At 62.5% G+C, this 23339-nt stretch carries 21 protein-coding genes; 16 read left to right on the forward strand and 5 right to left on the reverse strand.

Annotation, left to right across the window (positions count from 1 at the left end; all coding sequences use genetic code 11):
- Positions 1-21 precede the first annotated feature (21 nt).
- The 12 genes from BMY68_RS27870 to BMY68_RS27930 all read left to right on the forward strand — a co-directional run bounded on the left by BMY68_RS27870 (position 22) and on the right by BMY68_RS27930 (position 16941).
- A complete protein-coding gene (locus tag BMY68_RS27870; RefSeq protein WP_085534684.1) occupies positions 22-1458 on the forward strand; it encodes a sigma-54-dependent transcriptional regulator in 1437 nt (478 codons plus the stop codon).
- A 734-nt stretch (positions 1459-2192) separates the two neighbouring features.
- Positions 2193-3596: a polynucleotide adenylyltransferase PcnB gene (locus BMY68_RS27880; RefSeq protein WP_009045657.1), complete on the forward strand. Its 1404-nt coding sequence runs from the start codon at positions 2193-2195 to the stop codon at positions 3594-3596.
- Positions 3597-3600: 4 nt separating this feature from the next.
- Positions 3601-4080, forward strand: coding sequence for a 2-amino-4-hydroxy-6-hydroxymethyldihydropteridine diphosphokinase (gene folK / locus BMY68_RS27885; RefSeq protein WP_009045658.1), 480 nt, complete (start codon positions 3601-3603; stop codon positions 4078-4080).
- A 237-nt stretch (positions 4081-4317) separates the two neighbouring features.
- Positions 4318-5118, forward strand: coding sequence for a 3-methyl-2-oxobutanoate hydroxymethyltransferase (gene panB, locus BMY68_RS27890; RefSeq protein WP_007924658.1), 801 nt, complete (start codon positions 4318-4320; stop codon positions 5116-5118).
- A complete protein-coding gene (gene panC, locus BMY68_RS27895; protein WP_085534682.1) occupies positions 5115-5969 on the forward strand; it encodes a pantoate--beta-alanine ligase in 855 nt (284 codons plus the stop codon). Before panB ends, panC begins: the two co-directional genes overlap by 4 nt.
- Positions 5970-6078: 109 nt before the next feature.
- Positions 6079-6459, forward strand: a complete 381-nt coding sequence (panD, locus tag BMY68_RS27900; protein WP_007924662.1) for an aspartate 1-decarboxylase — start codon at positions 6079-6081, stop codon at positions 6457-6459.
- A gap of 239 nt (positions 6460-6698) precedes the next feature.
- A complete protein-coding gene (gene pgi, locus BMY68_RS27905) occupies positions 6699-8363 on the forward strand; it encodes a glucose-6-phosphate isomerase (RefSeq protein WP_007924664.1) in 1665 nt (554 codons plus the stop codon).
- A 174-nt stretch (positions 8364-8537) separates the two neighbouring features.
- Positions 8538-10475 (forward strand): acetate--CoA ligase, encoded by a 1938-nt coding sequence (gene acs, locus BMY68_RS27910; protein ID WP_085534681.1) that lies wholly within the window; start codon positions 8538-8540, stop codon positions 10473-10475.
- Positions 10476-10513: 38 nt separating this feature from the next.
- Positions 10514-11380: an oxygenase MpaB family protein gene (locus BMY68_RS27915; protein WP_085534680.1), complete on the forward strand. Its 867-nt coding sequence runs from the start codon at positions 10514-10516 to the stop codon at positions 11378-11380.
- Between the two features lie 150 nt (positions 11381-11530).
- A complete protein-coding gene (locus tag BMY68_RS27920) occupies positions 11531-12709 on the forward strand; it encodes an acetyl-CoA C-acetyltransferase (RefSeq protein ID WP_092160582.1) in 1179 nt (392 codons plus the stop codon).
- Positions 12710-12892: 183 nt separating this feature from the next.
- Positions 12893-13909, forward strand: a complete 1017-nt coding sequence (locus tag BMY68_RS27925) for a class I SAM-dependent rRNA methyltransferase (RefSeq protein WP_007924670.1) — start codon at positions 12893-12895, stop codon at positions 13907-13909.
- 101 nt (positions 13910-14010) lie between these two features.
- Positions 14011-16941 (forward strand): DUF748 domain-containing protein, encoded by a 2931-nt coding sequence (locus BMY68_RS27930; protein WP_085534678.1) that lies wholly within the window; start codon positions 14011-14013, stop codon positions 16939-16941.
- Positions 16942-17143: 202 nt separating this feature from the next.
- Here the strand turns inward: BMY68_RS27930 and BMY68_RS27935 are convergent, their stop codons facing one another.
- Together BMY68_RS27935 and BMY68_RS27940 are read right to left on the reverse strand one after the other, a co-directional pair.
- Positions 17144-17500: a BON domain-containing protein gene (locus BMY68_RS27935; RefSeq protein WP_009045666.1), complete on the reverse strand. Its 357-nt coding sequence runs from the start codon at positions 17498-17500 to the stop codon at positions 17144-17146.
- 285 nt (positions 17501-17785) lie between these two features.
- Positions 17786-18202 (reverse strand): pilin, encoded by a 417-nt coding sequence (locus BMY68_RS27940; RefSeq protein ID WP_007924673.1) that lies wholly within the window; start codon positions 18200-18202, stop codon positions 17786-17788.
- Positions 18203-18565: 363 nt separating this feature from the next.
- Here BMY68_RS27940 and BMY68_RS27945 point away from each other — a divergent pair, with 363 nt between their 5' ends.
- Genes BMY68_RS27945 through yacG form a run of 4 tightly spaced genes read left to right on the forward strand, consistent with a single transcriptional unit; the run spans position 18566 to position 21478 of the window.
- Positions 18566-19783: a type II secretion system F family protein gene (locus BMY68_RS27945; RefSeq protein ID WP_085534676.1), complete on the forward strand. Its 1218-nt coding sequence runs from the start codon at positions 18566-18568 to the stop codon at positions 19781-19783.
- 2 nt (positions 19784-19785) lie between these two features.
- Positions 19786-20658, forward strand: coding sequence for a prepilin peptidase (locus BMY68_RS27950; RefSeq protein WP_085534674.1), 873 nt, complete (start codon positions 19786-19788; stop codon positions 20656-20658).
- Positions 20655-21278, forward strand: a complete 624-nt coding sequence (coaE, locus tag BMY68_RS27955) for a dephospho-CoA kinase (protein WP_009045669.1) — start codon at positions 20655-20657, stop codon at positions 21276-21278. Before BMY68_RS27950 ends, coaE begins: the two co-directional genes overlap by 4 nt.
- Positions 21275-21478, forward strand: a complete 204-nt coding sequence (gene yacG / locus BMY68_RS27960; RefSeq protein WP_009045670.1) for a DNA gyrase inhibitor YacG — start codon at positions 21275-21277, stop codon at positions 21476-21478. The genes coaE and yacG overlap by 4 nt, the downstream gene beginning before the upstream one ends.
- Positions 21479-21483: 5 nt before the next feature.
- Here yacG and BMY68_RS27965 read toward each other — a convergent pair whose 3' ends face one another.
- The 3 genes from BMY68_RS27965 to BMY68_RS27975 form a co-directional block, all read right to left on the reverse strand.
- Positions 21484-21699, reverse strand: coding sequence for a hypothetical protein (locus BMY68_RS27965; protein ID WP_009045671.1), 216 nt, complete (start codon positions 21697-21699; stop codon positions 21484-21486).
- Positions 21700-21764: 65 nt separating this feature from the next.
- The gene (locus tag BMY68_RS27970) at positions 21765-22454 is read right to left on the reverse strand and encodes an energy-coupling factor ABC transporter permease (protein ID WP_085534672.1); all 690 of its coding nucleotides are present in this window, start codon (positions 22452-22454) and stop codon (positions 21765-21767) included.
- Positions 22451-22918: an FAD/FMN-containing dehydrogenase gene (locus tag BMY68_RS27975; protein WP_085534670.1), complete on the reverse strand. Its 468-nt coding sequence runs from the start codon at positions 22916-22918 to the stop codon at positions 22451-22453. The genes BMY68_RS27970 and BMY68_RS27975 overlap by 4 nt, the downstream gene beginning before the upstream one ends.
- Positions 22919-23339 lie beyond the last annotated feature (421 nt).

Below are 23339 nucleotides of genomic sequence, written 5' to 3' on the forward strand. Positions count from 1 at the left end.
ACCGTCGAGAGAATCGAATCAATGCCGCACATTTTGATCGTCGAAGACGAAACAATTATCCGCTCCGCCTTGCGCCGCCTGCTGGAACGCAATCAGTACCAGGTCAGCGAAGCCGGTTCCGTGCAGGAAGCACAAGAGCGTTTCAGCATTCCCACGTTCGACCTGATCGTCAGCGACCTGCGCCTGCCAGGCGCCCCCGGCACCGAACTGATCAAGCTCGGCCAGGGCACCCCGGTGCTGATCATGACCAGCTACGCCAGCCTGCGCTCGGCGGTCGACTCGATGAAGATGGGCGCGGTGGACTACATCGCCAAGCCTTTTGACCACGACGAAATGCTCCAGGCCGTGGCGCGCATCCTGCGCGACCGCCAGACCGCGCAAAGCAGCCCCAACGAGCGGCCGGCCGCCAAGCCTGGCAACGGTGCGGACAAGGCTGGCGCCAGCGCCAGCAACGGCGAAATCGGCATCATCGGTTCCTGCCCACCGATGCAGGACCTGTACAGCAAGATCCGCAAGGTCGCCCCGACAGACTCCAATGTACTGATCCAGGGTGAATCCGGGACCGGCAAGGAACTGGTGGCCCGCGCCCTGCACAACCTGTCCAAGCGCGCCAAGGCGCCGATGATCTCGGTGAACTGCGCGGCCATTCCGGAAACCCTGATCGAATCCGAGCTGTTCGGTCATGAAAAAGGCGCCTTCACCGGTGCCAGCGCCGGGCGCGCCGGCCTGGTGGAAGCGGCGGACGGCGGCACCCTGTTCCTCGATGAAATCGGCGAATTGCCGCTCGAAGCCCAGGCCCGCCTGTTGCGTGTGCTGCAGGAAGGCGAGATTCGCCGGGTCGGTTCGGTGCAATCGCAGAAGGTCGATGTGCGCCTGATCGCCGCGACCCACCGCGATCTCAAGAGCCTGGCCAAGATCGGCCAGTTCCGTGAAGACCTGTATTACCGCCTGCACGTGATTGCCCTGAAACTGCCAGCCCTGCGCGAGCGCGGCGCCGACGTCAACGAAATCGCCAATGCCTTCCTTGCCCGTCAAAGCGCGCGCGTGGGTCGCACTGACCTGAAGTTCGCTCCGGACGCCGAGCAAGCCATTCGTCACTACTCGTGGCCAGGTAACGTTCGCGAACTGGAAAACGCCGTCGAGCGCTCGGTCATCCTGTGCGAAAGCCCGGAAATCTCCGCGGAGCTGCTGGGTATCGATATCGAACTGAGCGATCTGGAAGACGACGAATTCATCGGCCTGGCGCCCCAGGCCGCCAACGCCAACAACAGCAGCCACGAGCCGACCGAAGACCTGTCGCTGGAAGACTACTTCCAGCATTTCGTCCTCGAGCACCAGGACCATATGACCGAAACCGAACTGGCGCGCAAACTGGGTGTCAGCCGCAAATGCCTGTGGGAACGTCGCCAGCGTCTGGGCATCCCACGGCGCAAGACCGGGGTCGCCAGCGAAAGCTGAAGTTCGGCGGTAACGGGTTGCGGGTAACACGCGACCTTGTGAAAAAACTGTTACCTCAGTCATTTCACGTAACAAAAGCCGGGGCTTAAGGTAACGAAGCCCCGGCTTTTTTTCGCCCGCGAAAACCTCAACACCGTGCCTAACCCCTTGTTTTACTGGGCTTCGCAAAAGTTGGCACGGCACCTGCTATATGTTTGGTACAAGAACAATAACAAGCAATGCATAAGACAATAAAAATAAGACGAATCGACTCACGCACAATAAAAACAACACGGCGGAGGCGCAGCTAACTGATTCTTTTGGAGAGGCGTTGTCATTGGGGCTTGCCCCACAACCAGGCCGAGAACAACAAAAACTGCCCTAAGGCAGAGCCTGAACTGGTTGGATCATCGATCATTGCAACACAGCGACCAAAGCAATCCGTTTGCTCTTGGCTCCCGATTGGGAGGGTCATCTTGGGTTAACCAGGTGACAAGGGCGTTAAACAAAAACAAGAAGCCCGAAACCAATAATAAAAATAGAGCACGCAAACACTTCTGGGGGAGCTTCGGCTCCCCTTGTGGTTTCCGCGATTGCGACTTTACTGACGCAAAGCCCCGCCAACCCGCGTTCCAAAGCCCCCCGCACGACTCGCCGCAGCTTCCTACACCATCCCCCGACTAAATGCTAGAATCCCCGCCCATCATGCGGTCATTCTTCGTTATGGCCGAACATTCCTTCAAACAGTGCATCCCATGCTGAAGAAGTTGTTCCAGTCATTCCGTTCTCCCTTGCGTCGTACGCAACACAAACGCAGCACGCCTGAAGTGCTCAACAGCAGCCAACATTCGCTGCAACGCGCCCAGTTCAGCCGTTATGCGGTGAACATCGTCGAACGCCTGCAGAACGCCGGCTACCAGGCCTACCTGGTCGGCGGTTGCGTGCGCGACATGTTGCTCAATATCACCCCCAAGGATTTCGACGTCGCCACCAGCGCCACGCCGGAACAGGTGCGGGCCGAATTCCGCAACGCGCGGATCATCGGCCGTCGGTTCAAGTTGGTGCATATCCACTTCGGCCGCGAAATCATCGAGGTCGCGACCTTCCGCGCCAATCACCCGCAAAACGATGAAGAGGAAGACAGCAACCAATCCTCGCGCAACGAAAGCGGGCGCATCCTGCGCGACAACGTGTATGGCACCCTCGAAGAGGACGCCCAGCGCCGCGACTTCACTATCAATGCCCTGTATTACGATCCGGTCAGCGAACGCATCCTCGATTACGCCAACGGCGTGCACGACATTCGCAATCACCTGGTCCGCCTGATCGGCGACCCACGCCAGCGCTACCAGGAAGACCCGGTACGCATGCTGCGGGCCGTGCGCTTCGCCGCCAAGCTGGATTTCGGCATCGAGAAACACACTGCCACGCCGATCCGCGACCTGGCCCCCATGCTGCGGGAAATCCCCTCGGCGCGCCTGTTCGAGGAAGTACTCAAGCTGTTCCTGTCCGGCCATGCCGCCGACACCTTCGAGATGCTGGTCGACCTGCAACTGTTCGACCCGCTGTTCCCGGCCAGCGCCGAGGCGCTGGAGTACAACCCGACCTACACCCATACGCTGATCAGCGAAGCCCTGGTCAATACCGACCTGCGCATCAAGCAGAACAAGCCGGTAACCCCAGCTTTCCTGTTCGCCGCGCTGCTGTGGCCTGCCTTGCCGGCTCGCGTGCTGCGCCTCCAGGAACGCGGCATGCCGCCAATTCCGGCGATGCAGGAAGCCGCTCACGAATTGATCAGCGAACAGTGCCAGCGCATCGCCATTCCAAAACGCTTCACTATGCCGATCCGCGAAATCTGGGACATGCAGGAACGCCTGCCACGCCGCAGCGGCAAGCGCGCCGATCAACTGCTGGACAACCCGCGGTTCCGCGCCGGCTATGACTTCCTGCTGCTGCGTGAAAGCGCCGGCGAACAGACCGATGGCCTGGGCGAATGGTGGACCGACTATCAGGACGCCAACGAAGCCGGTCGCCGCGACATGATTCGCGATCTGAGTGGCAAGGACGAAGCCGGCACAGGTCCGCGCAAGCGTCGTCGCAGCAGTGGCGCCAAACGCAAACGCGCCACCGCCGGCGCACCGAGCGCTTCCGGCGAATAACCCGATGGAACGCATCTACATCGGCATGGGCAGCAACCTGGCTGCCCCGGCAGAGCAATTGCGCAGCGCGATCGACGCCCTGGCGCAGTTGCCGCACAGCCAACTGGCGGGGGTCTCGGCCTTCTATCAAAGCGACTCCCTGCTGCCCGGCCAACCGCGTTACACCAACGCCGTGGCCGCCCTGGACAGCAGCCTCGCGCCCCTCGAACTGCTGGACGCGCTGCAAGCCATCGAAAACGGCCAGGGCCGCGAGCGTCTCGAACGCTGGGGGCCACGTACCCTGGACCTGGACATCCTGCTATTCGGCGATCGCCTGATCGACGAACCGCGACTCAAGGTCCCGCATTACCATATGCAGGCCCGGGCCTTCGTCCTCTATCCCCTGGCCGAACTGGCCCCCGCCGACCTGCAACTGGCCGACGGCCGCCACCTGCGCGATCTGCTCGCCGCCTGCCCATTTGTCGGCCTGGAACGTCTGGCCTGACTGCTGAAACGCATCAGTTACGGCGGTAACACTCACGCCGTAACAATGCGGTAACACATGCAATTGACTTCCCGAGTTCTCCTCACGACTATAGGCGTCCCGTTGCCGCCAACACGGCGTTACAGGGCGCAATCCAGGCCTTATAAGCACGACAACAGACCGTGCGCCTGCATAGATAAAGAATCACGCGCGTTACTCGCAGCAGTTTCCAGAGCGCCTGAATGAGGACCCTTTTTCATGCCAGACATCACCCTGACCACCCTGCAAGGCCTCAAGCAGAAAGGTGAAAAAATCACCATGCTGACCTGCTATGACGCGACCTTCGCCCACACCTGTTGCCAGGCTGGCGTTGAAGTACTGCTGGTGGGCGACTCCCTCGGCATGGTCTTGCAAGGGCACGACAGCACACTGCCAGTCACTACCGCCGAGATGGCCTACCACGTCGCCGCGGTCAAACGCGGTAACAGTGGCGCGCTGATCCTCGCCGATCTGCCGTTCATGGCCTACGCCACCACCGAACAGGCCCTGAACAACAGCGCCCAGTTGATGCAGGCCGGTGCGCACATGATCAAGGTCGAAGGCGCGCTCTGGCTGGCGGAGTCCATCCGCCTGCTGGCCGAACGCGGTATCCCGGTCTGCGCCCACATGGGCCTGACCCCGCAATCGGTGAACATCCTCGGCGGCTACAAGGTCCAGGGCCGTAACGAAAACCAGGCCCGGCAGATGCGTGCCGACGCCATCGCCCTGGAAGCGGCCGGCGCAGCGATGCTGCTGCTCGAATGCGTGCCAAGCGAACTGGCGGCGGAAATTACCCAGGCGGTGAAGATTCCGGTGATCGGCATCGGTGCCGGCAGCGGCACCGACGGTCAGGTGCTGGTCCTGCACGACATGCTGGGCCTGTCCCTGAGCGGTCGCGCGCCGAAGTTCGTGAAGAACTTCATGGCCGGCCAGGAAAGCATCCAGGCCGCCCTGAGCGCCTACGTCAATGAAGTCAAGGCCGTGACCTTCCCAGGCGCCGAACACGGGTTTTCTGCATGAATACTGTCAAAACCGTACGTGAACTGCGTGCCGCTGTGGCCCGTGCCCGCAGCGAGGGCAAGCGCATCGGCTTCGTACCGACCATGGGCAACCTGCACAGCGGTCATGCGGCCCTGGTGACCAAGGCGGCCCAGCGGGTGGATTTCGTAGTGGCGAGCATTTTCGTCAACCCGCTGCAGTTCGGCGCCGGCGAAGACCTCGACAAGTACCCGCGGACCCTGGCCGCCGACCAGGAAAAGCTCCTGCAAGCCGGTTGCCATCTGCTGTTCGCCCCGACCGTCGAAGAGATGTACCCCGACGGCATGGACGACCAGACCCGGGTCAGCGTGCCGCAACTCTCCGAAGGCCTGTGCGGCGCCAGCCGTCCCGGGCATTTCGAAGGAGTGGCCACGGTGGTCAGCAAGCTGTTCAACATGGTGCAGCCGGACCTTGCGGTCTTCGGCCAGAAGGACTTCCAGCAACTGGCAGTGATCCGCGCCCTGGTGCATGACCTGAACATGCCGATCCAGATCATCGGCGAGCCCACCGTGCGGGCCGCCGACGGCCTCGCGCTGTCCTCGCGCAACGGCTACCTGAGCGAGGAACAACGTGCCATCGCCCCCGCGATCTATCGTGGCCTGACTCAGATCGCCGAGGCCATCAGCCAGGGCGAGCGGGACTATCCAAAGCTGCTGGACGAGCAAAAACGAGTGCTCGAAGCCGCAGGTTTTCGCCCCGATTACCTGGAAATCCGCCACGCCCGGACCCTGCGCCCGGCCACCGCGCAAGACCGCGACCTGGTAATCCTGGCGGCGGCCTATCTGGGTGCTACCCGCCTGATCGACAACCTGCATCTGGACCTCGACGCCTAGGTCCCAAAGGCCGATTGCCCGAAGCCCGACCTTCGGGCAAACTGCCGCCGCCCGGGGCCTGCAGCGATGCTGCGGGCCCTGTTCGAGGATCCGACCGAGAGAACCACTCATGCACGCCATCATGCTCAAGGCCAAGCTGCATCGCGCCGAAGTCACCCACGCTGTGCTCGACTACGAAGGCTCCTGCGCCATCGACGGCGAATGGCTGGACTTGTCCGGTATCCGTGAGTACGAACAGATCCAGATCTACAACGTCGACAATGGCGAACGCTTCACCACCTACGCCATTCGTGGCGAGGAAGGCTCGCGCATGATCTCGGTCAACGGCGCCGCCGCGCACAAGGCCAAGGTCGGCGACCGGGTGATCATCTGCGCTTACGCTCACTACAGCGAAGCCGAACTGCTCAACTTCAAGCCACGCATGCTCTATATGGCGCCGGGCAACGAGCTGAGCCACACCAGCCATGCCATCCCGGTTCAGGTCGCCTGAACCCCAGTCATTCTCACCCCCTGAAATCCCGTTCGTGCGCGGCTCTGAGGCGCCGGTGTAAAAAAGTACCGGCCGCAGGTCAGACAAAGCCAAGACAGATCAGCACGCGAGAGTTACTGTTATCGCCCTGCGTGCTTAATCGTGTCAGCGCAGGTTTGACCGAACGTTATTCTTCGAGCAGGACGTTCCGGGCTTTTCAGTGTCCAACAGGCAGTTCAAGTAAAAGGAAAACCGCAGCGATGGCGTACTACCGCACTCCTCACGACGTTACCGCTCTGCCCGCCTGGCAAGCGTTGAATGACCACCGCCAGGCCATGCAGGATTTCAGCATGCGCGAGGCCTTCAATGCCGACCCGCAGCGCTTTCATCAATTCAGCCTCAGCGGCTGTGGGCTTTTTCTCGATTACTCGAAGAACCTGATCACCTCCGAAACCCGCAACCTGCTGGTGGGCCTGGCCAACGAAGCCGGCCTGCAGGACGCGATCAAGGCGCTGTTCGCCGGTGAGCTGGTCAACTCTTCCGAAGGCCGTCCGGCCCTGCATACCGCCCTGCGCCGCCCGGTGGGCGACAAGCTGTCGGTCAACGGCGTCAACGTGATGCCGGAAGTGCACAAGGTGCTGAACCAGATCACCGAGCTGGTCGGGCGCATCCATGACGGCCTGTGGCGTGGCTACACCGAAAAGCCGATCACCGACGTGGTGAACATCGGCATCGGCGGTTCCTTCCTCGGCCCGGAGCTGGTGTCCGAAGCCCTGTTGTCCTACGCCCAGAAAGGCGTGCGTTGCCATTACCTGGCCAATATCGACGGCAGCGAGTTCCACGAGCTGTCCTCGAAGATCCGCGCCGAAACCACGCTGTTCATCGTCTCGTCGAAATCCTTCAATACCCTGGAAACCCTGAAAAACGCCCAGGCCGCACGCGCCTGGTACCTGGCTCAGGGCGGCTCCGAGGCCGAGCTGTATCGCCACTTCATCGCGGTGTCGAGCAACAACGCCGCCGCGGTGGCCTTCGGCATCCGCGAAGAGAACATCTTCCCGATGTGGGACTGGGTCGGCGGGCGTTACTCGCTGTGGTCGGCCATCGGCCTGCCGATCGCCCTGGCCATCGGCATGTCCAACTTCAAGGAACTGCTGTCCGGTGCCTACACCATGGACCAGCACTTCCAGACCGCGCCGTTCGAGCAGAACATGCCGGTTCTCCTGGCCCTGCTGGGCGTGTGGTACGGCAACTTCTGGGGCGCGCAAAGCCACGCGATCCTGCCGTACGACCACTACCTGCGCAACATCACCAAGCACTTGCAGCAGCTGGACATGGAATCCAACGGCAAGAGCGTCCGCCAGGATGGCACGCCGGTTTCCACCGACACCGGCCCGGTGATCTGGGGGGGCGTGGGCTGCAACGGTCAGCACGCGTACCACCAGTTGTTGCACCAGGGCACCCAGTTGATCCCGGCCGACTTCATCGTGCCAATCGTCAGCTTCAACCCGGTGGCCGACCATCACCAGTGGCTGTACGCCAACTGCCTGTCGCAAAGCCAGGCGTTGATGCTCGGCAAGACGCGCGCCGAGGCCGAGGCCGAGCTGCGTGAAAAAGGCCTGAGTGAGGCCGAAGTCCAGAAGCTGGCACCGCACAAGGTGATCCCCGGCAACCGCCCGAGCAACACCCTGGTGGTCGAGCGCATCAGCCCGCGCCGCCTGGGCGCGCTGGTGGCGATGTACGAACACAAGGTGTTCGTGCAGAGCGTGATCTGGGGCATCAACGCCTTCGACCAATGGGGCGTGGAGCTGGGCAAGGAGCTGGGCAAGGGCGTCTACAACCGCCTGGTCGGCAGCGAAGAAACCCCGGCCGAGGATGCTTCGACCCAGGGCCTGATCAACTACTTCCGCGGTCGCCACCGCGGTTGATAGCCGCCTGAAATAGCCTTTCGCGAGCAATCGAGCGTCGACCGGCTGCTCCTGCAGAACCCGTATCCACCTGTAGGAGCGAGCTTGCTCGCGATTGGCCGCCCTCCCCTTGAACCCCTTCCGATCAAGGCGCATCTTTATTACTTGTCGCTAAAACAAGAATAAGGAACCGTCATGTTCGATATCAGCATGTTCCCCCAAGCCGATGCCGTCCGCCGGGCCGCACAATTGAGTCAGGACGACTACCAGCGGCTGTACCGCGAATCCATCGAGCACCCCAGTACCTTCTGGGCCGAACAGGCCACCCGCTTTCTCGACTGGAGCGCTCCCTGGCAAACCGTGCAGCGCTATGACCTGAAAACCGGCGCCGCCAGCTGGTTCGCCGGCGGCCAGTTGAACGTCAGCTACAACTGCATCGACCGCCATCTGGAAAAACGCGGCGATCAGGTAGCAATCATCTGGGAAGGCGACGACCCGGCCGAATCGCTGCAAATCACCTACAAGAAACTCCATCACTACGTCTGCCGCCTGGCCAACGTCCTGAAAAGCCGCGGCGTGAAAAAAGGCGACCGGGTGTGCATCTACATGCCGATGATCCCCGAGGCGGCCTACGCCATGCTCGCCTGCACCCGTATCGGTGCGGTGCACTCGGTGGTCTTTGGCGGATTTTCCCCGGACGCGTTGCGCGACCGCATTCTCGACGCTGACTGCCGCACCGTGATCACCGCTGACGAAGGGGTGCGCGGCGGCAAGTTCATACCCTTGAAAAACAACGTCGACAAGGCCCTGCAAAGCTGCCCGAACGTCAGCACCGTGGTGGTGGTCGAGCGCACCCAGAACCCGGTGAACTGGGTCGAAGACCGCGACCTCTGGTATCACCAGGCCCTGCGCGGCGTCGAAGACGACTGCCCGCCGCAACCGATGGACGCCGAGGACCCGCTGTTCATCCTCTACACCTCCGGCAGCACCGGTAAACCCAAAGGCGTGCTGCACACCACCGGCGGCTATTTGCTGCAAGCGGCGATGACCTTCAAATACGTACTGGACTACCGCGAAGGCGAAGTCTTCTGGTGCACCGCCGACATCGGCTGGGTCACCGGCCACAGCTACATCGTCTACGGCCCGCTGGCCAATGGCGCGACCACCCTGATCTTCGAGGGCGTGCCCAGTTATCCGAGCAGCTCGCGCTTCTGGGAGGTCATCGACAAACACCGGGTGAACATTTTCTACACCGCCCCCACCGCATTGCGGGCGCTGATGCGCGAAGGCCCCGAGCCGCTGCAGCACACCTCGCGCAGCAGCCTGCGCCTGCTGGGCACTGTCGGCGAGCCGATCAACCCGGAAGCCTGGGAGTGGTATTTCAATAGCGTCGGCGAGCAGCGCTGCCCGATCGTCGATACCTGGTGGCAGACCGAAACCGGCGGCATCATGCTCAGCCCGCTGGTCAGCGCCAGCTACATCAAGCCGGGCTGTGCCACCCGCCCGATGTTCGGCGTGCAACCGGTGCTGCTGGACGAGCACGGCAAGGAAATCAGCGGCGCCGGCAGCGGCATCCTGGCGATCAAGGCCAGCTGGCCGGCGCAGATCCGCAGCGTCTACGGCGACCCGCAGCGCATGGTCGAGACCTATTTCAAACCCTACCCGGGCTACTACTTCACCGGCGACGGCGCGCGGCGCGATGAAGACGGTGATTACTGGATCACCGGACGCATCGACGACGTGATCAACGTGTCCGGGCATCGCATCGGCACCGCCGAAGTCGAAAGCGCCCTGGTCCTGCACGACAGCATCGCCGAGGCCGCGGTGGTCGGCTATCCCCATGACGTCAAGGGCCAGGGCATCTATGCCTTTGTCACCCCAATGAATGGCGTCGAGCCCAGCGACGAGTTGAAGAAGGAACTGTTGAGCCTGGTCAGTCGCGAGATCGGCAGTTTCGCCAAGCCGGAACTGATCCAGTGGGCGCCGGCCTTGCCGAAAACCCGATCGGGCAAGATCATGCGGCGTATCCTGCGCAAGATCGCCTGCAACGAGCTCGACAGCCTGGGCGATACCTCGACCCTGGCCGACCCGAGCGTGGTCGAGGGCCTGATCGATAAACGCCTGAACCTCTGAGCGGGCCTCGGGCTTCAACCAAGGAACAGCCAAGCGGTATGGAATTCATTCGCAGTCGTATCGAAACCCAGGTCATGAGCCTGGGTGGCCTGTCACTGGGTCAGCTCGACCTGGACAACCCCAAGGGCGACCCGGGCCTGTTCGGCCCGGACGCTATCTGCTGGCAGGTGCATGGCGATTTCAGCAGCATGCTGATCGGCGGCATCAGCGCCTTGTTGATGCAGGCCCTGCACCCGCTGGCCCTGGCCGGGGTCTGGGATCACTCGAACTTCCGGGAAGACATGATCGGGCGCCTGCGGCGCACCGCACAGTTCATTTCCGGCACTACCTTCGGCTCGCGCCAGGATGCCGAATGGCTGATCGACAAGGTGCGCACCATTCACCTGCAGATTATTGGCACCGCACCAGACGGCCGGCCCTATGCCGCCAGCGATCCGCAACTGCTGACCTGGGTACATGTGGCCGAGGTCAGCAGCTTTCTGGCGGCGCACCTGCGTTATCGCAACCCGCAGCTGTCGCCTGCCGAGCAGGACCGTTACTACGGGGAAGTCGCGCTGATCGCCGAGCGTCTTGGCGCCAGTGATGTACCGCGCTCGCGCCGGGCCGTGGCGGCTTACCTGGCCGGGATGCGCCCCCAGTTGCTCTGCGATGAACGCAGCCGCGAAGTGCTGCGTTTGCTCTTGGCGGCACCTGCCCCAAGCCGCCTGGCCAAGCCATTTGGCTCGTTGATGATGCAGGCCGGCATCGACCTGTTGCCCGACTGGGCCAGCGACATGCTCGGCGTCAACCAGGGTCTGCTGCAACGCCAGCTGATCCGCGCCAGCGTCAACCGCAGTGCGCCGATGCTGCGCTGGGCGGTACGCAACGGCTCGATACATCGCGCACGCCGGCGCATGGGCCTGTAATACCCGACCGAGCGAACAGAACGCGACCCACCGGTTCGCGATTGGCGGCGTCGCGACCTTCTATGCAACCATGATTTTCCAAGTTCTCGCGCGTCGGCCCCCTCCCATAACCACCGACCGATGCCGCCAATAACGATGAGGATTCGCGCCATGCAAGACGTCGTAATCGTTGCCGCCACCCGCACCGCGGTCGGCAGTTTCCAGGGTTCGCTGGCGACCATCCCTGCGGTCGACCTGGGGGCCGCGGTGATCCGCCAGCTGCTGGCCCAGACCGGCCTGGACGGTGCCCAGGTCGATGAAGTGATCATGGGCCAGGTGCTCACCGCCGGCGCCGGGCAGAACCCCGCGCGCCAGGCCGCGATCAAGGCCGGCCTGCCCCACGCGGTGCCGGCGCTGACCCTGAACAAGGTTTGCGGCTCCGGCCTCAAGGCCCTGCACCTGGGCGCCCAGGCGATCCGCTGCGGCGACGCCGAGGTGATCATCGCCGGCGGCCAGGAGAACATGAGCCTGGCCAACTATGTGCTGCCCGGTGCCCGCACCGGCCTGCGCATGGGCCACAGCCAGATCGTCGACAGCATGATCAGCGACGGCCTGTGGGACGCCTTCAACGACTACCACATGGGCATCACCGCCGAGAACCTGGTGGACAAATACGCCATCAGCCGCGAAGCCCAGGACGCCTTTGCCGCCGCCTCGCAGCAGAAGGCCGTGGCCGCCATCGAGGGCGGGCGTTTCGTCGATGAGATCACCCCGATCCTGATTCCCCAGCGCAAGGGCGAGCCCGTGGCCTTCGCCACCGACGAGCAGCCGCGCGCCGGTACCACCGCCGAATCCCTGGGCAAGCTCAAGCCAGCCTTCAAGAAAGACGGCACGGTCACCGCCGGCAACGCCTCGTCGCTGAACGACGGCGCCGCCGCGGTGATCATGATGAGCGCCGCCAAGGCCCGGGCCCTGGGCCTGCCGGTGCTGGCGAAGATCGCCGCCTACGCCAACGCCGGCGTCGACCCGGCGATCATGGGCATCGGCCCGGTGTCGGCCACCCGCCGCTGCCTGGACAAGGCCGGCTGGTCCCTGGAGCAGCTGGACCTGATCGAAGCCAACGAAGCCTTCGCCGCCCAGGCGCTGTCGGTGGGCAAGGAACTGGGTTGGGACGCGAGCAAGGTCAACGTCAATGGCGGCGCCATCGCCCTCGGCCACCCGATCGGCGCCTCGGGCTGCCGGGTGCTGGTGACCCTGCTGCACGAAATGCTCAAGCGCGACGCCAAGAAAGGCCTGGCCACCCTGTGCATCGGTGGCGGCCAGGGCGTGGCACTGGCCATCGAACGCTGACCACAATCCCCTTGTAGGAGCGGCCGGTCGACGCTCGATTGCTCGCGATGGACCTCAACGGTAACGCGGTCTGCCTGGTGCATCGCGGTGTTGCGCCGATCTTTCGCGAGCAAGCTCGCTCCTACACAGAGGACAAAACGAAACTGGTAAACTGCCCCGCCCAATCATCCGCAAGGCGCCCGCATGTCTTCCTTGAATCAGGCGCTGCGCGCCGCCCTCGATCATCGCCAGGACCTGCTCGTCGAGCTGCATCAGCAAGGCACCGACTGCTATCGGCTGTTCCATGGCAGCCAGGAAGGCGCCGGGGGCCTGACCATCGACCGTTACGGCCCGCAGCTGCTGGTGCAAAGCTTTCATCAGACGCTGGAACGCGATGCCTTGCTGCAATTGCACGAGACCGTCCAGCAGCAACTGGGCCTGGACACCCTGCTGGTCTACAACGACCGCTCCCGGGGCAACTCACGCATCGACCGCGAGGACTCGGTTTACCGCGCCGAAGAAGAGGCGCTCAAAGACCTGGTCGGCCACGAATGGGGCTTGAACTACCGGGTACGCGGTCGCCATGCCGGCCAGGACCCGCTGCTGTTTCTCGACCTGCGCAACGCCCGTGGCTGGGTCAAGGCCCACAGCGCCGGCAAGAGCGTGCTGAACCTGTTCGCCTATACCTGCGGTGTCGGCCTGAGTGCCGCGGCAGGCGGTGCCCGCGAGGTGTGCAACCTGGACTTCGCCGAGGGCAACCTGGCGGTCGGCCGCGAGAACGGCCAGCTCAATCCGCAATTGCCGGCCATGCAGTTCGTGCAATCGGATTACTTCCCGGCGATCCGGCAACTGGCCGGCCTGCCCATCAGCCAGCGCCGTGGACAAAAGCTGCCCAGCTACCCACGCCTGGAACAACGCCAGTACGACCTGGTGCTGCTCGACCCGCCGGCCTGGGCCAAGAGCGCATTCGGCACCGTCGACCTGCTGCGCGACTATCAGAGTCTGCTCAAGCCTGCCCTGCTGGCCACCGCCGACAATGGCGTGCTGATCTGCTGCAACAACCTGGCGAAAGTCACGCTGGACGATTGGCGCGAACAGGTGCTGCGCTGTGCCGAAAAAGCCGGTCGCCCGGTACGCGAATGGCAGGTGCTGACACCCGCTCGCGACTTCCCGTCCATGGACCAGCAACCGCCGCTCAAGACCCTGATCCTGCATCTGTGATCTGCTGCGAGGAATCTGAACAATCCTGTTTGCGACCGTCATGGGATTGTTTCGGAACCGGAAACGCATGCCATACTCCAACGCACTTCCGATTCAGATAGATGAAGCCTCGCATGTCCAAAGGATTGATCCGCGCTATCGGCGCCTTGTTGACCGCTCTCGCCCTGTACAGTCTGTTGGGCTTTCTGATTTTGCCGGGCATCGCCTTGCGGGTGGCCAATCAACAGTTGGCCAACTACGCGACGGTACCGGCAAAGATCCAGCGCATCGAACTCAACCCGTTCAGTCTCGAACTGACACTCTGGGGCCTGAATATCGGTGAGCCGGGCAAGGAGCAAGTGGCCTTCGAGCGTCTCTACGCCAACCTGCAACTGGACAGCCTCTGGACCCGCGCGCTGCACCTGGCCGATATCGAACTGGACAAACCCAAGAGCGAGATCCTGTTCGCCAAGGACGGCAAGCTCAACCTGCTGGGCCTGTTCAACCTGCCCGCCAGCGAACCCACTCCGGACGACCCCGAGGCCAAACCGTTCCCCCTGCGTATCGAGCGCATCAAGCTGGCGGGCGGTTATGTGCACTTCCAGGACGCGCGGCCCAGCGAGCCCATCGAGTTCCTGTACGACAAGCTCGATTTCGAACTGAAGAACCTCAGCACCCTGCCCGACGACAGTGCCGACATGACCCTGGTCGCCGCCGGGCCCGAGGGTGGCCAGATCGACTGGAGCGGCAACTTCAGCCTGGTCCCCATCGCGTCCGAAGGCACCCTGAAAGTCACCGACGGCAAGATGAAAGTCTGGTGGCCCTATGTCCGCGACGCGCTGCCCCTGGTCCTGGAAGACGGCGTGCTGAACCTCAACACCCGCTACAAGCTGAACCTGTCCAAGGAAACCGAACTGCTGCTCAGCGATGCCTCGATCAGCGTCGCGCCTTTTGCCATCAAGGCCCCCGACGGTCGGCCACTGGCCCGCCTGGAGCGCCTGGACGTCAGTGAGACCACGGTCGACCTGGCCAAGCAGCAAGTGGTGGTCGGCAAGATCCGCAGCCAGAAACTGGAAACCTGGGCCGCCCTGGAATCCGATGGTCAACTGGACTGGCAGAAACTGTTCGCCAGCCAGCCAGCCAAACCGGCGGCCAAGCCCGCTCCGGCCGCCGCCGATACTCCGCCGGCTCCCGCTCCGGCGCCAAGCAAACCCTGGCAGGTGCTGCTCAAGGACGTGCAACTGCGCAATTACCAGGTGCACCTGGCGGACCGCCAGGCCAAGCCAGCGGTGGCGCTGGAGGTCGGGCCACTGAACGTCGACGTGCAGAACTTCGACAGCCTCAACCAGTCGCCTTTCAACCTCAAGCTCGACACCGGAGTGGGCAAGCAGGGCAAGATCCTCGCCAACGGCGTGGTCAACCTGCAACCGGTGACCGCCAAGCTGGCGGTGCAGACCAAGGACATCGACCTGCGGGTCGCCCAGTCCTACATCAGCCCGTTCATTCGCCTAGAGCTGCGCAGCGGCATGCTCGGCAGCGACCTGGCGGTGGACCTGAAAAACATCGATCCCCTGACATTCAGCGTGACTGGCCGCGCCCAGGTCGACCAGTTGCACACCCTGGACACCCTGAAAACCCGCGATTTCGTGAAATGGCAGCAACTGGTGCTCGAAGGCCTGAACTATCAGCACGGCGACAGCCTGACGATCAACAAGGTCAACCTGATGCAGCCCTATGCGCGCTTCATGATCAACGATGACCGCACCACCAACATCGATGACCTGCTGATCCCGCAACCGGCCGACAGCGCGCCGAAAGGCGCAGCCAAGCCGGCCGCCAAGGAAAAGCCCCTGGGCATCCATATCGGCCAGATCGCCATCAACGACGGTTCGGCCAACTTCGCCGACTTCAGCCTGACCCCCAACTTCGCCACGGCCGTCCAGCAACTCAATGGCCAGATCGGCACCATCGACAGCCGCCAGGCAAAACCGGCCAACGTCGATATCAAGGGCAAGGTCGATCGTTATGCGCCGGTCACCATCAAGGGCAGCGTGAACCCCTTCGATCCGATGGCCGCACTGGACATCGCCACCAGCTTCAAACGCGTCGAACTGACCAACCTGACCCCCTACTCCGGCAAGTTCGCCGGCTACCGCATCCGCAAGGGCCGGCTCAACCTCGACCTGCACTACGTCATCACCAACGGCCAGCTCAAGGCCGAAAACAAAGTGGTGGTCGAACAACTGGAACTGGGGGAAAAAGTTGACAGCCCGGATGCCGTGAGCCTGCCACTGAAACTGGCGGTCGCCTTGCTCAAGGATGTCGACGGCAAAATCTCCATCGAACTGCCGGTGACCGGCGATCTGAACAACCCACAGTTCAGCGTCATGCCGATTGTCTGGCAGACCCTGCGCAACCTGATCGTCAAGGCTGCCGCGGCACCGTTCAAACTGATTGGCGGGCTGGTCGCGGGTGGTGGTTCGGAGGACTTGGGCAGTGTCTCGTTCGCCCCGGGCTCGAGTGACTTGAGCCCGGAATCGGAAGCGGCACTGGTCAAGCTGTCCAATGCACTCAAGGAGCGTCCGGCCCTGCGCCTGGAGATCGAAGGCACCGCCGCGCAGAGCAGCGATGGCCCGCTGATCGCCGAGCAACGCCTGGAGCGGGAATACCAGTACAACTACTACAAGATGCTCCAGCGTCGCGGCGACAAGGTGCCGGCCCAGGCGTCGCTGCTGGAAGTACCGGAGAAAGAGAAAGCCCCGCTGCTGGAGGGCATCTATCGCACACGCCTCAAGACCCAGCCACCGGCCGAATGGAAGGACCTGGGCAAGGAAGAGCGCACCGCGAAAATGCGTGAAGGCGTGATCAAGTTCTGGAGTGGCAGCGATGTGCTGTTGCGCCAGTTGGGCCAGGAACGGGCCAGCAGCATCAAGGACTTCCTGGTGGACAAGGGCCAACTGACGGACGATCGGGTCTACTTCATCGATGCCAACCTTGGCCAGGCCGAAAGCGATGGTCGGGTCATTACCCCCATGCACCTGGACGCCGAATAACTCCCCTCCCCGCCGCCCCGGAAACGGATCGGCCCGGCGGTTTTCCCCGCCATGAACAGAACAGGCCCCGACACACTGTGCCGGGGCCTGTTCTGTTTACAAAAGGAGCCACTTCCCTGTGGCCATTCGCATGAACCTTCAAGGAAGCGGTAGATGAATCCTCTACCGCATCTTCTCCCTGTCCAGGAAAGAAGCTTGAGGCTTAGTCGGTTTTCAAACCGTCAGCCGATACTGCCTTCACGCCTTTGATGTTTTTGGCGATGTTGACTGCGGTTTCTTTCTGCGCCGCGGTCAGAGCAGTAGTGGAGGACAGGGAAACCACACCCTTGTTGGTTTCGACCTTGATGTCGGTACCAGGAATGCCTTTTTCAGTTACGAGATCCGCTTTGACTTTGGTGGTGATCCAGGTGTCGGAAGTGGCTTCCTTGGCCTTGGTCACTTCACCCGCCGCGAGCACCATTGGCGCCTGAGTAGCTTGAGTGGTCTGGGCAAATGCGACGTTAGCCATGGTCAGGGTCAGAGCGGTAGCAGTTGCAGCAGCGATAGCGAACTTCTTCATACGAGTAACTCCTGTTCTTCTGGAAAACCTGCTCCAAGTCCTGGCAGCAGGGTTACTTAAGTAGATTGCAGGCGTTATGCCAAGTTCAGAAAAACAATAAAACCCTTAAATATCAATTAGTTACAAAACAATCCAAACACTCGCGGTCATGCAAAATGCATGACCGGCGAATAACCTGCATGCAAGTTGCACTTCCCGGCGAGCTAACTTCCTGAATTCTCGATATTTTCCCCAAAGGCACGCTGGCGCGTGGCGTTTCACGCGCCAGGCAAGCGAGAACCGGACTCAGCTGCCGCTGGCGGTGCAGCCTTTAGGGGAGTAGTCCGCGGGGACAGTGGTGGTGCAGACCCAGCCATCGGCCGTGGTGCGGGTCAGGGTGACGGTCTTGTTCAGCACCGGCGCCGGTGCATTGAGGATGGTGCAGCCGATTGTTCCCGCTCCGGTCGAGGCGGAACCCGCGGCGGTCATGGTGCAGTTCGACGTCGCCGCCTTGCCCCCCACCAGCTCCAGGGTCGGATCGCTGCCCTGGTTCAACACGTCCTCGAAATTGACCTTCAGCGCCGAGGCTTCGGCCAACGCCGCGGTGACCTTGGCCCGCGCCTGGTATTTGGAATACAGCGGCATGGCAAAGGTGGCCAGGATGCCGATGATCGCCACGACGACCAACAGCTCGATCAAGGTAAAACCTTTCTGATACTTCATCTATCTGCTCCAAGCAGGGGATATCCAGGGGTCTGGGTACTCACCACACAGCCATAGCACAGCCTGTGCCAGCGTCTGCGCCCCAGCCGAACGGGGCTTTAGCGGCGCAAAGCTGCGGCAGTGAGCGCCAGAAGTCGCACTATCTGACACTTTTTGTCAGCCAAGTGCCCTGGGCCGGTCGTCGTGACGGGCTACGCTGTCATTCGATCATCGATTGCATTCACTGCCCGCCCCATCCAAGGAACGTATCGGGCCATTCAAACTCTATGAGCCGGACGCCGCGCCCCGCGCAGCGGTCCACTCGCTAACCCACAGGGCATTGCCGGCCCTGAGGACATCCATCACAACCCGGGACTCGACACCATGGCGGTCAAAGCAGCAAAAGTCAGTGTTTACCTGTGGGAAGGCACCGACAGGCAAGGCAGCAAACTGCGTGGCGAATTGAGCGGCCATACCCCCTCGCTGATCAGGGCCCAGTTGCGCAAGCAAGGCATCAACCCGGCCAGGGTCAGGAAGAAACCCAGCTCGCTGTTGCAGCGCACGCCCCCGATCAAGGCCCGCGACATCAGCCTGTTCACCCGGCAACTGGCGACCTTGATCAAGGCCGGCGTGCCGCTGCTGCAATCGTTCGACATCATTGCCGAGGGCTTCGACAACCCGAACATGCGCAAACTGATGGGCGAGCTGAAACAGGACATCGCCGCCGGCAGCAGCTTCACCAGCGCGCTGCGCAAGAGGCCGCGGTACTTCGACGAGCTGTACTGCAGCCTGGTGGATGCCGGGGAACAGGCCGGGGCCCTGGAAACCCTGCTGGAGCGGGTGGCGACTTACAAGGAAAAAAGCGAAAACCTCAAGACGCGGATCCGCAAGGCCATGACCTATCCCCTGGCGGTGATCTGCGTGGCGCTGGTGGTGACGGGGATCCTGCTGGTCAAGGTGGTGCCGCAGTTCCAGTCGATGTTCCAGGGCTTCGGCGCGCAATTGCCCATGTTCACGCAACTGGTCATCGCCCTCTCGGAATTCGTGCAGCACTGGTGGTGGCTGCTGGCAGGCGCGCTGTTGCTCAGTATGTTTGGCCTGCGCCATGCCCGCCGGCGCTCACCGCGCTTTCGCCACTGGCTGGACGTGGGCCTGCTGAAACTGCCGTTGGTAGCGCCACTGATGTACAAGTCCGCGGTGGCCCGCTACGCCCGCACCTTGTCCACCACCTTCGCCGCCGGAGTGCCGCTGGTGGAGGCGCTGGGCTCGGTTGCCGGGGCCACCGGCAACCAGGTGTTCAAGCAAGCGGTGAATCGCATCAGGCAGGACGTGGCGACCGGCATGCAGTTGCATTTTTCCATGCGCGCGTCCGGCATCTTTCCCGGCATGGCCATCCAGATGACCGCCATCGGCGAAGAGTCCGGGGCCCTGGACGGCATGCTGGAAAAGGTCGCGATCCATTATGAGGAAGAGGTCGATACCCTGGTCGACACCCTGAGCAGTCTCATGGAACCCGTGATCATGGTAGTTTTGGGCACCCTCGTCGGCGGCCTGGTGGTCGCCATGTACTTACCCATCTTCCAACTCGGCACAGCGATCTGAACATGTCATTGACTGAGGTCCTGGCCAGCTACCCGCTGGTCTTCGTAGCATCGGTGCTGGTCCTGGGCCTGATTGTCGGCAGCTTTCTCAATGTGCTGATCTGGCGGCTGCCAAAGATGCTCGAGCGCGACTGGCACGCCCAGGCCCGCGATATCCTCGGGCTGCCCGACGAGCCTGTCGGGCCGACCTATAACCTGTTGCTCCCACACTCCCAGTGCCCGCACTGTGCGCACCCGATCCGCCCCTGGGAAAACATCCCGCTGTTGAGCTACCTGCTGCTGCGCGGACGCTGCTCCGCGTGCCAGGCCCCGATCGGCCGGCGCTACCCGCTGGTGGAGCTGACCTGCGGCCTGGCCTCGGCATTCGTGGCCTGGCATTTCGGCTTCGGCTGGCAGGCCGGCTTGATGCTGTTCCTGAGCTGGGGCCTGTTGGCGATGAGCCTGATCGATGCCGATCATCAACTATTGCCCGACGTGCTGGTGCTGCCCCTGTTGTGGCTGGGCCTGATCGTCAATGGCTTCGAGCTGTTCGTCAGCCTCCACGATGCGCTGTGGGGCGCCGTGGCCGGCTACCTGTGCCTGTGGTCGGTGTACTGGTTGTTCAAGCTGCTGACCGGCAAGGAAGGCATGGGGCACGGCGATTTCAAGCTATTGGCCATGTTCGGCGCCTGGGGCGGCTGGCAGATTCTGCCGATGACCCTGCTGCTGGCCTCACTGACGGGCGCCCTGGCCGGGATCGCGATGCTGCGCCGCAACCGCGCGCAAATGTCCACGCCTATCCCTTTCGGTCCCTTTCTGGCCATTGCCGGCTGGATTGCCTTGCTCTGGGGTGGTCAAATAACCGACTCCTATTTGCAGTTTGTCGGTTTCAGATGACCAAGCCTGTTTTCAAACCCTGGATCCTCGGCCTTACCGGCGGTATCGGCAGTGGCAAAAGTGCCGCGGCCCAGCACTTCATCGACCTGGGCATTCATGTGGTGGATGCCGATCACGCCGCCCGCTGGGTGGTGGAACCCGGCCGCCCGGCCCTGGCCCGCATTGCCGAACATTTCGGCGACAGCGTGCTGCAGGCCGATGGCCAACTGGACCGCGCCGCGCTGCGCAAGCTGATCTTCGAGGTGCCGCAACAACGCCTCTGGCTGGAAGCCTTGCTGCATCCGTTGATTGCCGATGAAATCGCCGCCCACCTGGCCCGCGCCGAGTCGCCCTACGCGATTCTGGTGTCACCGCTGTTGATCGAATCCGGGCAATACGCGATGACCCAGCGGATCCTGGTGATCGATGTGCCGCAGCAACTGCAGATCGAGCGGACCCTGCAACGCGACCGGATCAGCGAACAGCAGATCCAGGCGATTCTCAAGGCTCAGGCGACCCGCGAAGATCGCCTGAGCCATGCCGACGATGTGCTGGTCAACGACCGCGATCTCGCCTGGCTGCACAGCGAGGTCGAACGCCTGCATCACTTTTACCTTACCTTGCGTGGAGGCCAGTCATGAGCCAACCCCTGACCGTGGAATGTCCAACCTGCGGTGCGCCCGTGGAATGGACCGCGAGCAACGTCAACCGTCCGTTCTGCTCGGACCGCTGCAAACTGATCGACCTCGGCGCCTGGGCTGCCGAAGAACACAAGATTCCGGTCAGCCCGGATGCCGAGGACGATCTGTTTTCCGACGATCTGCCGCCGCGCGCCCACTAATAGCCTCAAGGCCGCATGAAACCGTAGTCCTGCGTATCGTCGAGGTTCTCCGCGAGAAACTGCAACTCGTCGGCCAGATCCTCGCCGCTGCGTACCCGCCGACTCTCCTGCACCACCGCGCTGAGCAGGGCGCGCAGGCTCAAGCCCGGTTCGAAACCCTCTTGCTGCGCAGTATCCAGACTCTTGCGTACTTCCTGCCGCGCCCATTCATACACACTCATGACCCTGCTCCCGAACGGTTTTTGCCGAGCATGGGACCGTGCCTGCCGAACGTGTTTGATATGGATCAAGAACGCGGATCGTCATCCTTCCACGGCGCCGACAGATAACGGGTGCGGTTGAAGGTTTCCAGCCATTCGGGGCAGAACACCACCAGGGCGCTGACCACCATGCCGTTGATGAAGGCCTCGGGGAAGATGATCAGCCACAGGTAGCCGATGAAGTCCTCCAGCCATTCCGGCATGGCAAAACGCCCGTCGAACCACAGCAGCCCCAGGCCCACCAGCAGGCACAACAAGGCCGACAGGGCGGCAGCAAAAAAACCGGAACAGAAGATATACACAAAGGGATTACGCGGCTGCGCGCGCTCCACCAGGATTGCGCAGCATTCGGTGACCAGCACCGGCAGCAGGATCAGCAAGGCGCCGTTGATGCCGACCGCCGCCAGGTCCTGGCGGCCCAGCGCGACCAGCCCTACCTGGGCAATCAGGCCGCCGATGATCGCCAGCGGCCAGTCCAGCAACAGGGTCACTGCCGTCATGCCGATGAAGTGATAGGACACCCCGGTATCGAAATCCCGGCGCACCAGCCACAACATGAACAACGCGAACACCGTACCGAACAGCAGATGCTGACGCCGGCTGTCGCTGAACAGCTCGACCCAGGGCGCGCGCCAGGCGGCCCAGACCAGCACTGGCACATAGATCAGCCAGCCGACGCCGAGAGTGAGCGGCGACAGCAGCGCGGCACTGATCATGGTTGCGCCTGCTCCAGCGCTGCGCGCAGTTCGGCAGCCGTGCCGTACTCCCGTTGAGCCACCAACCGGCCATCGTCGAGCTGCAGCCACAGGACTTTATCCACAGCCCCGGCGTAGCGTGGCGCCACCCGCCCATCACGGTCGAGCATGACCCGGTAGCCATAATCACGCATCGCCGGCACCGCGAACATCCTGGCGATCACCGCCGGCATGCGCTGGATGTCCGCGACAAATACCGTGTGTCGCGCTTCCAGATACCCCGCAGGACGATCCTGCAAGGCGGTGTTGACCAGCTTGGCGCCGTCCATGCTGCGCGCCACCAGCAGCGTCCGTGCCTGCCCGTCGAGGCTATAGGCCTGATCGAATTGATCGAGCAAGGTCCAGGGCGCCAGACGCTCGCCAACCTCCACCGCGTGCGCCAGCAATGGCACGCAACCCAGCAACAGCAATGACCAATACTTCACAGCTTCTTCCCCTTCCTTCGGTAAGTTCGCAGCGTCCAGTCTACACCGCCAGAGCGCCTCGCCCGAGGGCCGCGCCAGCCATCAAGAACCCCGCAATCACGGGCGAAAGGGAATAAATCGCCACCGGTTGGACAAGAGTCGACCCCTGAACAACACTCCATTTATCCGTCACGCCCCCGCTCACGAATGAGCCAACTTCGTGACACACGCCCAGGCTTCCGTTCGTCCTGGATGCGCCAAACCGTCAAAAAACCGATGCATAATGCAAAAAAAAGGTTAACCTGACAGAATTAGTCAATTAGTTGACCATCAAAGCAGAAGAATAGTATTGTTTGGCCATCACAGGCCGCCAAAAAACAGACTTTTTTGCAGTAAGCCTTAGTTTTTCAGCCTGCCTCTGTAGTGGCTTTACCCTTAACAG

This window comes from Pseudomonas sp. NFACC41-3 (assembly GCF_900109505.1).
GTDB lineage: Bacteria > Pseudomonadota > Gammaproteobacteria > Pseudomonadales > Pseudomonadaceae > Aquipseudomonas > Aquipseudomonas chlororaphis.